The sequence below is a fragment of the Streptomyces griseus genome, assembly GCF_900460065.1.
GTDB lineage: Bacteria > Actinomycetota > Actinomycetes > Streptomycetales > Streptomycetaceae > Streptomyces > Streptomyces griseus.
Genome location: NZ_UAVD01000029.1, coordinates 155,224 through 167,871, shown reverse-complemented (window position 1 = coordinate 167,871; position 12,648 = coordinate 155,224). Strand labels below are relative to the sequence as shown.

Annotated in this window: 10 protein-coding genes; 7 read left to right on the top strand and 3 right to left on the bottom strand. The window is 71.9% G+C overall.

The features are described from left to right. Positions 1–27 precede the first annotated feature (27 nt). The 4 genes from DTB53_RS20625 to DTB53_RS20610 all read left to right on the top strand — a co-directional run bounded on the left by DTB53_RS20625 (position 28) and on the right by DTB53_RS20610 (position 4,636). On the top strand, positions 28–1,119 hold the full coding sequence (locus tag DTB53_RS20625; protein ID WP_012378120.1) for a Gfo/Idh/MocA family protein: 1,092 nt from the start codon (positions 28–30) through the stop codon (positions 1,117–1,119). 298 nt (positions 1,120–1,417) lie between these two features. Next, positions 1,418–2,533 (top strand): NAD(P)-dependent alcohol dehydrogenase, encoded by a 1,116-nt coding sequence (locus DTB53_RS20620; protein WP_012378121.1) that lies wholly within the window; start codon positions 1,418–1,420, stop codon positions 2,531–2,533. A gap of 72 nt (positions 2,534–2,605) precedes the next feature. Beyond that, positions 2,606–3,664, top strand: coding sequence for an MBL fold metallo-hydrolase (locus DTB53_RS20615; RefSeq protein WP_012378122.1), 1,059 nt, complete (start codon positions 2,606–2,608; stop codon positions 3,662–3,664). A 204-nt stretch (positions 3,665–3,868) separates the two neighbouring features. Beyond that, positions 3,869–4,636: an SDR family NAD(P)-dependent oxidoreductase gene (locus DTB53_RS20610; RefSeq protein ID WP_012378123.1), complete on the top strand. Its 768-nt coding sequence runs from the start codon at positions 3,869–3,871 to the stop codon at positions 4,634–4,636. Between the two features lie 205 nt (positions 4,637–4,841). On the opposite strand, the gene DTB53_RS20605 is transcribed toward DTB53_RS20610, so the two are convergent. Both DTB53_RS20605 and DTB53_RS20600 read right to left on the bottom strand, forming a co-directional pair. Then, entirely contained in the window at positions 4,842–7,613 is a 2,772-nt protein-coding gene (locus DTB53_RS20605; protein WP_012378124.1) for an ATP-binding protein, read from the bottom strand. Beyond that, on the bottom strand, positions 7,610–8,512 hold the full coding sequence (locus DTB53_RS20600) for an LLM class flavin-dependent oxidoreductase (protein ID WP_012378125.1): 903 nt from the start codon (positions 8,510–8,512) through the stop codon (positions 7,610–7,612). The genes DTB53_RS20605 and DTB53_RS20600 overlap by 4 nt, the downstream gene beginning before the upstream one ends. A gap of 633 nt (positions 8,513–9,145) precedes the next feature. On the opposite strand from DTB53_RS20600, the gene DTB53_RS20595 reads away from it, so the two are divergent. Next, positions 9,146–9,550 (top strand): winged helix-turn-helix transcriptional regulator, encoded by a 405-nt coding sequence (locus DTB53_RS20595; RefSeq protein WP_012378126.1) that lies wholly within the window; start codon positions 9,146–9,148, stop codon positions 9,548–9,550. Between the two features lie 69 nt (positions 9,551–9,619). Here the strand turns inward: DTB53_RS20595 and DTB53_RS20590 are convergent, their stop codons facing one another. Beyond that, entirely contained in the window at positions 9,620–9,928 is a 309-nt protein-coding gene (locus tag DTB53_RS20590; protein ID WP_003964749.1) for an ArsR/SmtB family transcription factor, read from the bottom strand. Between the two features lie 61 nt (positions 9,929–9,989). Between DTB53_RS20590 and DTB53_RS20585 the strand changes: the two genes are divergently transcribed. Further along, positions 9,990–11,009, top strand: a complete 1,020-nt coding sequence (locus DTB53_RS20585; protein ID WP_042495589.1) for a zinc-binding dehydrogenase — start codon at positions 9,990–9,992, stop codon at positions 11,007–11,009. Positions 11,010–11,310: 301 nt separating this feature from the next. Next, positions 11,311–12,525 carry a PP2C family protein-serine/threonine phosphatase gene (locus DTB53_RS20580; protein WP_012378128.1) on the top strand — a complete coding sequence of 405 codons (1,215 nt, stop codon included), beginning with the start codon at positions 11,311–11,313 and terminating at the stop codon, positions 12,523–12,525. Positions 12,526–12,648 lie beyond the last annotated feature (123 nt).

Genomic DNA, 12,648 nt, shown 5'->3' with positions numbered 1-12,648 from the left:
GCAACGGAAAAAGGGGAACACCACATCATGTCCAGCGATCTGATCCGTGTCGGCATCATCGGTGCGGACACCCAAGCGAGTTGGGCGGGGGCCTCTCACATCCCCGCGCTGGCGGCGCAGCCGGAGTTCCATCTGGCCGGGGTGGCGACACGGCACGAGGAGAGCGCGCGCCGCGCAGCCGAGGCGTTCGGCGCCGAGCGGTGGTTCGCGGACCCCTACGAGCTCATCGACGCCCCTTCGATCGACCTCGTCACCGTCGCGGTGAAGGTCCCGGCCCACCGCGAGCTCGTCCTCGCCGCCCTCGCGGCGAACAAGGCCGTCTACGCGGAGTCGCCCCTGGGCGCGACCGTGGCGCAGACGGAGGAGATGGCTGGCGCGGCCGGTTCCCTGCACACCGCGATAGGCCTGCAGGGCCGGCTCAACCCCTCGGTGCGCCGCGCGGCGGAGATCATCGCGCAGGGCCGGCTCGGGCGGCTGCTCTCGGCACGCGTCACCGCGACCACCTTCGGCAACGGCCCGGAGTCGACGAGCGCCTACGCCTATGTCGACAGGGCGGCGTCCGGGGCCGGCTTCCTCCCCATCGCCGCCGGCCACGTCCTCGACGTCATCGAAGCCGTACTCGGCGACATCACCGAAATCGACGCCCGTACGGAACTCCTGTGGCCGCGGGTGAAGTTGGCGGACACCGGCGCGATCTCCGTCCGCGAGGTCCCGGACCACCTCGACGTCATCGCCAAGACCTCGTCGGGGGCACCGGTGGGAGTGCAGATCCTGGCGGGCGTACCGGCGCCCCAAGCCCACTTCGGGCTGGAAGTACGCGGATCGGAAGGGTGGCTGAGACTGACCGGCGACCATCCCGCAGGGGTGCAGGTCGGCGACCTCACCCTCGCGTCGAGCGTCGGCTTCACCGCGCCCGAGAGCCCCGTCGCCACCGGCACAGGACCCGCGGCCGCCGCCATCTGGACCGGTGCCGCCATCAACGTCGGCGAGGTCTACGCCAGTCTGGCCGGGGACATCGCCCACGGCACCCACCACACCCCCGGATTCAGCCACGCCGTCCACAACAGCCGTCTCGTCGCCCGCGTCGAACAAGCGGCACTGACCGGCGTCCGACAGTAGCGGTGCCACACCACCGGGCCTCACCGCCCCCGCACCGCGGCCGGTGAGGCCCGGACCGCCAACGGCCGGTACCTCCCCATCGGGTGCGGTGTCCGCGGACACCGGCCCCGATGGGGAGAGCCCTCGGGAGAGCCGGGCCGCAGCCGATACGGCGACCGATCCGCGAACACCGTCCGGCGATCTAGCTTCGAACACACGCAAGGGTTTCTGGGACCCGCAACCGATCCGGGAGTCAACCGATGCTTTCTGTCCTCTTCCACCAGGGCACCGGCGGCGCCGCGCGGCAGGCCCACGACCTATGACCACCACCGCGCGTGCCGCCGTTCTCGCATTGCCGGACGGGCCGTTCGAGCTCCGGGACATCGAGATCGAGGATCCGCGGCCGGACGAGGTACTCGTCCGCATGGTCGCGACCGGAATATGCGCGACCGACGCCCACGTGCGGTCGCGGCGCATGGCGACGCCGCTGCCGGTGGTGCTGGGGCACGAGGGTGCGGGAGTCGTCGAACGGGTGGGGTCCGCCGTCACCTCCGTCGAACCCGGCGACCACGTCGTGCTCTCCTACCACTCATGCGGCCGCTGCAAGCCCTGCGTGTCCTCCCACCCGGCCTACTGCGACGACCTCTGGGCAGCCAACTTCGCGGGGGCCCGCCTGGACGGCTCGAACGGCCTGCACGTCGCCGAGGGGGTCGAGCCACACGGCCACTTCTTCGGCCAGTCCTCGTTCTCCACCCACGCTCTGGCCCACCGGCGGAACACGATCAGGGTTCCGCGCGATCTGCCCCTCGACGTCCTGGCCCCCCTGGGGTGCGGACTGCAGACGGGCGCGGGCGCCGTGCTCAAGGCCCTCGCTGTTCCGGCGGGGGCGTCGTTCGCGGTGTTCGGCGTGGGCGCGGTGGGTTTGGCGGCGGTGATGGCGGCTCGCGTCGCGGGCGCCACCACCGTCGTCGCCGTCGACGTGGACGGCGGTCGGCTCGAACTCGCCCGCGCTCTGGGCGCGACGCACCTCGTCGACCCCGTCCGGGTCGAGGATCCGACCGCCGCGCTCCGTGCCGTCGAGGAGCGCGGCCTGGAGTACATCCTCGACACGAGCGGGCGGGCGGAGAACCTCGACGCCGGGGTCGGGGCCCTGGCAGCGCGGGGAAAATTCGGCTTCGTGGCGTTCCACGAAGGCGCGGGCGCCGTGGTGGACGCCGGCCGGCTCACCCTCGGCCAGTCGTTGCAGGGCATCATCCAGGGAGACGCCGTCTCCTCGCTCCTGATCAACGACCTTGCCCGGCTCTATCGAGCGGGCCGTTTCCCGATCGACCGGCTGCTGTCCTTCTACGACTTCGCCGATATCGACGCCGCGTTCGAGGATGCGGGCTCGGGCCGCGTCACCAAGGCGGTCCTTCGGTTCACGTCGCCGGGCTAGGGCGCGTTTCGACATATCTACCCGACATGACAGAGAGGCGTACCGAGAATGTGTCAGAAAAGTCAGCTGCCCATGGGCGTCGAGGACAGTCGAAGCTTCTACGGGATCGACCACTACGGTTTTCCTCGCGCGGGTGCGGACGACCCCGTGGACCCCGAGGGGTACTACCCTCCGTATTTTCGCAGTGAGCACTTCCAGAGGTACGGCTACCACGTCGAGGAACTGCGCGGCGGCTTCCACTGGGTCACCAGTGCCGGCTATGACGCGGCCTTCGTGGTGACCGAGCAGGGCGTGGTCGTGATCGACGCACCGCCGACCCTGGGCGAGAACATGCTGGCGGCGATCGAGGACGTCACGGACCAACCGGTGACCCATGTGATCTACAGTCACTGGCACACCGACCACATCGGCGCGGCCTCCGTGTTCGGTCCCGACGTCGAGATCGTCGCTCACCGCATCACCAAGGAACTCCTGGAGCGCTTTCCGGACCCGAAACGCCCCGTGCCGACGACGACTTTCGACGACGAACTCGTTCTCGAAGTGGGCGGAGAGATTTTGCAGCTCTCCTACAAGGGGGAGAACCACTGCCCCGGCAACATCTTCGTCTACGCACCCCGGCAGAAGGTGCTGACCGCCGTGGACATCGTGAGTCCGGGCAGCGTCACCTTCATGCACTGCGACGCCTCGCAGAACATCTCCGGCTGGTACGAGGCACAGTCGCAGATCCTCGCCTACGACTTCGACTTCTTCGTCGGCGGGCACCACATGCATTACGGCACCTACGAGCAGGTGAAGCTGTGCGTGGAGTACTTCGCCGATGTGCTGGAGGGGGCGACGGCGGCGGTCGAGCGATTCAGCCGCTCGGACGCGCTCGCCGACATCGTGGCCGACACCGGCTGGGACAGGATGTTCGTCGGCACCGAGAACTGGATCAACTCGATGGCGAACCACACCACCCGCCACGTCCTGGAGAAGAAGACCAGCGACGGCCGGCTCTGGTGGGAACGGCTGGCGGGCGCCACCACCCAGACGAAGTACCACGCCTACACCGTGCTGGAATCGATCCGCCTCGAACGGCCCCGGCCCGACTACCGCCTGCGGGGCGAGAATCCGCCGGTCTTCCTGACCTGACACCGTCCTGAACCCTCCCCGCGCCCGGCGGTCCCTGCCCCCGCCCGCCGCCCGCCCCGGCGGACGGTCCGCCGCGGCGCGGCGGCTCTCCTCCGTGGTCGTCCTCGTCGGCGGATCCGCACGGGCCGGGGCGCTGCTCCGGCCCGTGCGGATCCGCTCGTGGACTCGACGGCGGTCATGGCCCCGCGCCTAGCATGCGTGACCATGATTGATCCAGGGCTCTCACAGAAGACGATTCTGGTCACCGGCGGTGCGACCAACATCGGTGCGGCCATCTCACGGGCCTTCGCCGAACAAGGCGCACGTGTCGTCGTCCACTACCCGCCCGGCGAGGCATCCGCGGGACCTCACGGACACACCGCCTCCGATGCCCGCGCCTTCGTCTCGTCCCTCCCCGGTGCCATGGGCATCGCCGAGGACTTCCTCACACCCGGGGCCGCCGGCAGGCTGATGGAGACGCTGGAGAAGCGGGTAGGCGCCGTGGACGTGCTCATCAACAACGCCGCGCTGGCCAACGAGGCAGATACCTTCGGTTCCCTCGACGACACCGGCATGGAGCAAACCCTCCGCGTCAACACCATGGCTCCCGCCCTGCTCATCGCGGAAATGTCCAGGCGCGTCCCCGAGAACGCTCCGCCCGGCTCCGCCAGTGTCGTCAACATCTCCACCGACGCCGCCCGGGGCTTTCCCGGCCAGGTCTCTTACGGGATGTCGAAGGCAGCCCTCGAATCCCTCACCAGAGGCGCCGCAGTCGACCTCGGGCCCCGAATCCGGGTCAATGCCGTCGCCCCCGGACCGATCCAGACCGGCTGGATGGACGACAGACTCATCAGCCAGGTCATTCCCGGCATCCCCCTGAAGCGGGTGGGGGATCCGACCGACATCGCGGACGCCTGTGTCTTCCTCGCCTCACACCAGGCCCGGTGGATCACCGGTCAGGTCATCCAGGTAGCGGGCGGGCACTGGCTCTAGGTCGTGTCCGCCTCGGTCATCGGGGAGGCGGGAGCGCATCCGGACCGACGCTCGGCCCGTCGCCTGTCCACCGGGACCCACGGCTTGCCGATGGCTTTGAGGTTCTCCCACGACGGTTCGCCGACGCCTCAGCGGGGCATCCCACCGTACGCTGATCGGTCGTTGGCCCTCGGCGGGGCAGCCGTCGCACCGCGGCGTCGGTCGCTCATGGCGGCTCGGGGCAGGCGTCGACGCAGTTCAGCTCCGTCCGCGTGTTGATGCCGAGCTTGGCGAACACGTTCCCGAGGTGATGGCCCACGGTACGGTGGCTGATCCGCAGCTGTACGGCGATCTCGCGATTCGTCAGCCGCTCGGCGGCCAACCGGGCGACGCGCTCCTCCTGGGCAGTGAGCCGGTGCGTCGCCCCGGTGCCGGGGCTCCCCCGGCCTCCGGGCGGTCCCGTGAGGTCCTGCTCGCGCCGCGCGCGTCGGTGCAGCGGTTCGGCCCCGAGCCGGTCGAACACCTCGATGGCTCCCCCGATCTGGACGCGCGCGTCGATCCGCCGGCGGCCCCGACGTAACCACTCTCCGTAGAGCAGCTGAGCGCGTGCGTGGAGCAGCGGGTGGGACCGGGCTCCCGGCACGTCGAGCGCGGCCCGGAAGGCGTCTTCGGCGCCGGCGCCTCCGACGAGCGCGCGGGTGACGTATCCGGCCAGCCGAGCCCACGGCGCTCCGGTGCGCCGCGCCCAGGCTTCGAGCGCCCGTACCCGTTCGTCCGCGAGGTCGTGCCGTCCGAGGCGCACGGCCGCCTCGGTGGTGTCGAGAGCGGCCAGGAGCGCGAAGGTCGGGTGCTCCGCACCATGGCCCGGCTCGGTCAGGCGCATGAGGCTGTCCAGTGCTTCCTCGGGACGCTCGTGAAACAGCGACGCCATGCCGCGGCTCCAGTGGGCGGCCGCGCTCAGCGCGCGGACGCCCTGCGGGAGGGAGGTTTCCAGGCTTCTGGCGGTGGCCTCGGCGACGGTGCGCTCGTCACCCCGCGCGGCGGCGAGCCAGCCCAGGCTGGTGCGGCAGTGGGAGGCGATGTGGTCGGCGCCCATGTCCCGGGCCAGCCGCAGCCCCTCCACGGCCGAGGACTCCGCTTCCGCCCAGCGGCCGGCGACGTTGTCGAGCATCGCGGCCTGGGCCAGGGCGACGGCGAGTCGGGGAGGATCGTCGCGCCGCCGCAGGTGAGGTATCCGGCGGCGCAGCACGTCCCCCATCGGCCCGTCGATCCCCCACGCCAGCCCGAGGGGAGCCGGCGGCAGCAGCGGCGGGATCGTCGCCCGGGCCCGTACGTCGGCTTCGTCGGCCGCGCACATGGCTGCCGGCGTTGCGTCGGCGGGCCCGTCGCCGCGCCACCAGGCCGGCGTGCCGGGTGACACGGTCGGGCCGTCGACGTCGAGTTCGCGCAGCAGCTCAAGCGCTCCGTCCTGGAGGTCGCCGCGGCCGGCGGACCAGGCGACTCGCAGGGCGAGGGTGCCCAGTTCCAGCACCGCGCCCGGATCCGAAACGTGGTTCATGTCGGTGGTCAGGTAGTGGTGCGCCACTTCGGGCCGGCCTCGGGTGAACTCGATGACCCCCCGCAGACCACCGCTCCGCCGGGCGATGTGAGGGCCGGGGGCCAGCCGTTCCGCGTCGTCGAGCAGGCGTTCCGCCGTGGCCGCGCATCCGGCGTCCCAGAAGGCCCTGGCAGCCCCGGCGAGTCTTCGGGACGCGTCGATCGGTGCGGGCGAGAGTTCGGCGGCCCGCCACAGCGACCGTGCCGCCGTCTCCGTTCCCCCGCGGATCCGGGAGCGGTCCGCTGTCCGTTCGAGGAGCCTCGCGACGTTCTCATCACGGTCAGGGGCCATGGCGGCGAGGTGCCAGGCGCGCTCCTCCGCCCCGTCGGGCATCGTGGCGGCCAGGACGCGGTGGGCCTGTCGCCGCGCCGCTCCACCGCAGCCCTCGTAGACGGCTCTGCTCACCACGGGGTGCCGGAAGAGGACGCGGTCGCCCACCACGCGGAGCAGGCCCGCGTCGGCCACTTCGTCCCAGGCGGCGTCGCCCGCGCCCGACGCACGGCCCGCGCGCTGCACCGTGAGCCGGTCGCCGTGTTCCTCGGCCGCCGCCAGCACGGTCAGCAGCCGCGCCGGAGGGCTCAGGGCCTCGATCGCGGCGCGGAAGGCCCGCCGCAGGCGCGGCCCGACGCGTGGGCTCCGCCCCTGCCGGTGGTACTCGGTCTCGTCGAAGTCACCCCCGAGCGCGGCCAGTTCGTGCAGCGCCAGGGGATTGCCTCCCGTCTCCCGGATCATCTTGCGCACCGTCGCCTCGTCGGCGAGCGGGGCCGCGGTCGCCAGCAGCCGCCGGGCGCTCTCGTCGGTGAGGGCGTCGACCCGTACGGCGGCCAGACCCTGCCACGGCCGGGTCGCCGGATCGCTGTGGTCGGCGAGCACGACCACCACGGGGTGCGCCCGTGCGCGGCGGGCGACGATTCCCAGGCACAGCCCGGTGGCCTCGTCGAGCCACTGTCCGTCGTCCACCACGACGAGCACCGGCTGCCGTTCGGCGAGTTCGCAGAGCAGCGACAGCACGGCCGCCCCGACCGCCAGGCGGTCCACCGGCCCGCCGCCCTCCCCGAGCGCGGCGCGCAGAGCGGCGGCCCGGGCGGTGGTCGGCGACTCGATTCGATCGGTCACCGGCCGCAGCAGCCCGTGGAGCCCCGCGTGTGCCAGGTCCGCTTCGGGCCGGGTGGCCGAGTGGCTCAGCCGGACGAAGTCCGCGGCGCGGTCGTGTACGTAGCGAAGGAGGGCCGACTTGCCGACACCCGGTTCGCCCCACAACACGAGTGCTCCACCGGTCCCGTCGCGGGCCTGCGCGAGAAGCTCGTCGAGGAGCGCGGTCTCCTCGCCGCGTCCGCACAACTCCCCCGCCGCGTCCGCCGGGGCTCCGTCACTGGGCCGGCCGTGCGGCAGCCGCGTCACGTCGCGCGTTCGGAGCGGACGAGTTCGCGGGCGCGCGGCGCGACCTCTTCGCCGAAGAGGTTCAGGTCGGCGGGCTCGTCCGAGGCGAGGATGAACCCGGACACGCCGTACCGCAGCGCCAGCTCGGCGATCTGTTCGGCCCAGTCGCCAGGGGTTCCCTCCAGCGGCCCGCCCCCGGCGCCGGACGTGAACCGGCCGTTCAGGTTGAGCGAGCGGCTGACCGCTGCGGGCTCGCGTCCGGCGGCGGTGGCGGCCTCGTCGATCTGTTCGTTCATCGCTCGGAGCGACGCGGCGCCGTCGGGCAGGAAGCTCAGGGAAGGCAGCCAGCCGTCGGCGACGCGGCCCGTCAGCCGGAGCATGCGCGGCTTGTAGGCGCCGATGCGGATCGGAATGCGATGGGCGGGCGTCGGCCCCCTCTTCGCGCCGGTCACTCCGTAGAACTCCCCGGTGACGCGAAGGGGGCCGGTCTCGTCGGTGGCCCACAGCCCCCGGATCACCTCCACGGCCTCCTCCACCGCCCGCACGGCCTGGGCCGGTTCGAGCCGACGGCCTCCCATCGCGACGATGCCGTCCCAGAACGCGCCCGCGCCGATGCCCAGTTCGACCCGCCCGCCGGTGAGCCGGTCCAGGCTCGCGGCGGCGCGGGCCAGTACGGCGGGCGGGCGCAGCGGGAGGCTCAGCACGTTGCCGCTGATCCGGATCCGTTCGGTGCGTGCCGCGACGTACGACATCAGGGTCCAGGTGTCCTGGAACGCCGACTGGTAGGGGTGGTCCTGGAAGCTGACGAGGTCGAGCCCGGCCCGCTCGGAGGCGAGGGCGAGCTCGACCGGCCGCTGAGGCGGGTGGGCGGTGGGGGTGACGAAGCTGCCGAACCGGAGTTCGTGGCCGTAGTCGGTCATGCGGGGCTTCCTCCTGGGTGGTTCGGGGTGGGCGTGAGAGTCGAGCCGTCGCCGAACACGCCGTCCGGGTCGTAGAGGGTCGTCAGCTCACGCAGGCGCGAGAGGGCCGGCGGGGGCCAGGCCTCGACGATGTGCTCGGGCCGCAGCCTGGATTCGAAGCGGGTGCGAAGGCCGCCGAGGAAGGAGCGCGGCCGGGCCCGCGTGGAGGTCGGCGCTGACTCCGGTGGGACGGTGGAGGCCTGCGACGGCTCTTGCGAGCGTCGCAGGCCCGGGGGCGGCGGGGTGCGCCTCGACCACCGGTCGGGGCGAGTCCGTCGCCCCGGCGGTCCAGGGCGACACGGCCGGCGGATCGAGGCCGGCGCCGGCCTTTCCGGCCGGGACGACCGGCGGGTCCACTGCCCACTGCCCGGCCGGGCCCGCTGCTTCGATCAGCCGGCCGGGTCCGCGGTCGACGTCGGTGGCCGGACGCAGCCCGAACCTCGGCGCGTGTCCGTAGTTCATCGCGCATCAGTTCGTCGCGCGTCGTAAGCGGCCGTGTCCGTTCATGCTCCAAGGCTGCACCGCGATGATCACGGGCGACAACCGGAACATGACCAGGTCATCAAAGATGACACGCTTCGATACCATGACCGCATGACCGCTTCTCGACCGTCCGACGAGTCGTCCGGCACCACGGGCCGGAGCCGCCCGGAAGCCGGTTACGAGCACATCGACGACGACGTGTGCCGCAGCTTCCAGCGCTCGATCGAGATCGTCGGGAAGAAGTGGAGTGCCGCGGTGCTCCTGGCGGCGATGCGGGGCGCCCGCCGATTCGTCGACTACCGAGCGCGGATCCCCGGCATCTCGAACCACCTGCTGTCCCAGCGCCTGCGTGAGCTCGAAGGCCACCGGCTGATCCAGCGGATCGTCGTACCGACGACGCCGGTCCAGATCACGTACCGGGCCACCGAACGAGGCACCGACCTGATGCGTGTCCTGCACCCGCTCATCGAATGGAGCGTGGAGAACGAGCGGAGGGACCCCGGCTCCTCGAGCTAGCGCTTCGGCACCACGGACGAGGCCGGCACGACGAACACCGCGCAGCGCCCGGCGCGCGGCGGCCGACCGCTAGAAGACGTCGCTCAGGGTTTTCAGGAGGCGGGCGATGTTCGCCTCGTCGCGGCGGTAGTAGGTCCACTTGCCCCGCCGGGTGGCGACCACCAGCCCCGCCTGCCGCAGCATCGTCAGGTACTGCGAGGTGGTCGGCTGGCTCAGACCCGCCCGCTGCTGGATGTCGGTCACGCAGACGCCGATCTCGACGTCGTCGAGCTCCTGGCCGGGGAAGCTCATCGGCTCCTTGAGCCACGCCAGCATCTGGCGGCGGGCCGGGTTCGACAGGGCCCGGAACACTGCCTGCAACTCCGCCTCCGAGAACACGCGCCCATCCTATCCGAGTCATACATTGACGATTTGAAATATGTCGATCTACAGTTCTCGCATGTCGACTTCGATGCGCGTGATGGAACTCGTCCGCTTCGGTGACACGGACACCTCGTTCGCCGCCCGGGAGCGGCCGAGACCTGAGCCGGGGCCCGGCCAGATCCTGGTGCGGGTGATCGCCACCTCCGTGAACCCTCTCGACCTGCAGACCCGGCGCGGCGACTACCGCGACCAGGTGGCACTGCCCGCGGTGATCGGCAACGACGTGTCCGGCGTGGTGGTCGGGACCGGCCCCGGCGCGGACGACTTCCGGCCGGGCGACGAGGTCTGGTACCTGGCGCCGGTCTTCGCCGGCCAGGGAACGTACGCCGAGTTCCACGTGGTCGACCAGGCCCTGGTCGCCCGCAAGCCCGCGGGTCTGTCGCACATCGAGGCCGCCGGTCTCGCGCTCGTGGGCGTGACGGCGTGGGAGGCGCTGGTCGAGCGGGCCGGGGTGCGGGCCGGGGAACGGGTCCTGGTGCACGGTGGGGCCGGCGGGGTCGGCTCGGCCGCCGTCCAGGTCGCCGGCGCGCTCGGGGCGGAGGTGGTGACCACCGCGCGGGCCGGGGATCACGCGTTCGTCTCCGGCCTCGGGGCGGACCACGCGATCGACTTCTCGGCCGGCGACTACGTGCCGCGGGTCCGGGCACTGGGCGGGGTGGACGTCGTCCTGGACACGGTGGGCGGGAACACCCTCGCCCGCAGCCCCGAGGTCCTCGCCGACCGGGGCCGCGTGGTGTCCGTCGTCGACACCCCCGAACCCCAGAACCTGCTCGCCGCGTGGGGCGTCAACGCGACCTACCACTTCCTCTTCGTCAGCCCCGGCCGGGCGAAGCTCGACGCCCTCGGCCGCCTGGTCGACCGGGGCGAGCTCCGTCCGGTGATCGGCACCGTGCTCCCCCTGGACGAGGTCCCGCGGGCACACGCATTGGGGGAAGGCGGATCCACCGGCCCGGGCCGCGGACGCCCCCGCGGCAAGATCGCCGTCTCCGTGCATCCCCAGGACGAGCCCCCGCACCGGGCGACGTCCGCCCCTTGAGCCACCCAGCCCCTTCCGCCGGGGCCGTTGCCGAGGGGAAGGCCCCGGCAAGGGCCGAGGGACGGTTCCGGATTCCTCCGGGACCGTTCCCGGCGCCGGCGCACCGGGGACCGTGATGTGAGGTCCGAGTACCCGTCCCCACCTCAGGCGCCCGCCGATCGCGGGAGTGGCCGTTTCCCTCCGCTCAACGGAGTCCGGATGCGGTGGCGGGGTCGGGCACTGCGAGCGCCCCTGTGACGCGGACACCCGCATGAGGCGCGGCAACGCAGCCCTGGGCGGCCGATTCGTCACACTTCATCCCATGAGTGAATCCTCTTCTGGGACATCCGTAAAGCCGGAGGGGCTGCGCGCTGCGGCCCGGAGGCTCCTCGGGGGCAACCGGGCGTACGGGCCCTTCCTGCTCCGCCTGGAGCGGTGGGGGTGGGTGGTGCCCGGCGGCTTTCTGGTCATGGTGCTGGTGTTGGCGTGGTGGGTGCATCCTTCCTCCGAGATCGACAACTGGCTCCTGATGGTGCCGCTGTTGGCGTCGGCGCTCTGTTCTCCCTGGGGGACCGCGGCGTTCGGCGCCGCCATCCTGCTCGTCAACCGCGTGTTCACTCTTGCGGTGCCCGGGCAGAACCTCCGGCTCGAGAACTTCCTCCTGGACTTGTGCGTCGTGCTTCTCGCGGTGCTGGTGGCCGTGCTGCGCTCCCGCACCCGGTCCTACGTGCTGAGGCTGCAGAATGCGGTACTCGCGGCGCGCGAAGTCGTGGTGCGCCCCATCCCGGACCATTGGGGAGGCGTGGAGTCCGCCACGGTCTACCTCCCCGCGGACACCGAGTCCCGGATGGGCGGCGATTTCTACGACGTGCTGGCCACGCCGCACGGGACGCGCATCATCCTCGGGGACGTCCAGGGAAAGGGCCTCGCGGCGCTCTCCACAGCCGGCGCGGTCGTCGGCGCCTTCCGCGAAGCCGGCTACCACGAGGCGGACATGGCAGTGGTCACCGCACGCATGGAGGACGGGCTGCGCCGCCACAACGCCCTGCTGGCGGCCGTCGACACCACGCACGAGCCGCGCTTCGCCACCGGCGTCGTCATCGCCCTGCTGGCAGACGAGACCCACGCCGACGTGGTCAACTTCGGCCACGAAGGACCTCTGGTGCTCGGTTCCGGCGGTGTGCGCCAACTGCCGCAGGAGCAGAACCCGCCCCTCGGGATGGCGGCACTCACCGGTACGGAGACCCGGATCAACCGCGTTCCGCTGGAGAAGGGCGAGACGGTGCTCCTGGTCACCGACGGCGTCACCGAGGCCCGCGACCGGCGCGGCGGCTTCTTCCCTCTGCTGCCCTGGGCGCGGGAGCTCGTCGGTACCTCCTCGCGCGACAGTCCGACGGACCCCGACACGCTGCTGAAGCGGCTCGTGGAGGCCTTGGCCGATCACACCGAGGGACACCTCAACGACGACGCCACCTTGCTGGCCGTGCGCCGCGAGGAAGCACCGGGGGCGCGCCCGTCCGGCCCGCAGCCCTGCTGAGGGATGCCGGTGTCGCATCCCTCACGGGCGACGCCCGAGCACGTGGCCGACAGGGCCCACCCGCCCGTACGAACATCGACACGGCCATTCCCAGCGCGTACACCGCCGGCGGCCCGGAGCCGG

Bases quoted from the DNA above. Each gene is read 5' to 3' on its own strand.
- DTB53_RS20600 (WP_012378125.1), bottom strand. From the start codon at position 8,512: ATGACCGACTACGGCCACGAACTCCGGTTCGGCAGCTTCGTCACCCCC.
- DTB53_RS20615 (WP_012378122.1), top strand. From the start codon at position 2,606: ATGGGCGTCGAGGACAGTCGAAGCTTCTACGGGATCGACCACTACGGT.
- DTB53_RS20585 (WP_042495589.1), top strand. From the start codon at position 9,990: ATGTCGACTTCGATGCGCGTGATGGAACTCGTCCGCTTCGGTGACACG.
- DTB53_RS20595 (WP_012378126.1), top strand. From the start codon at position 9,146: ATGACCGCTTCTCGACCGTCCGACGAGTCGTCCGGCACCACGGGCCGG.
- DTB53_RS20610 (WP_012378123.1), top strand. From the start codon at position 3,869: ATGATTGATCCAGGGCTCTCACAGAAGACGATTCTGGTCACCGGCGGT.
- DTB53_RS20580 (WP_012378128.1), top strand. From the start codon at position 11,311: ATGAGTGAATCCTCTTCTGGGACATCCGTAAAGCCGGAGGGGCTGCGC.
- DTB53_RS20620 (WP_012378121.1), top strand. From the start codon at position 1,418: ATGACCACCACCGCGCGTGCCGCCGTTCTCGCATTGCCGGACGGGCCG.
- DTB53_RS20625 (WP_012378120.1), top strand. From the start codon at position 28: ATGTCCAGCGATCTGATCCGTGTCGGCATCATCGGTGCGGACACCCAA.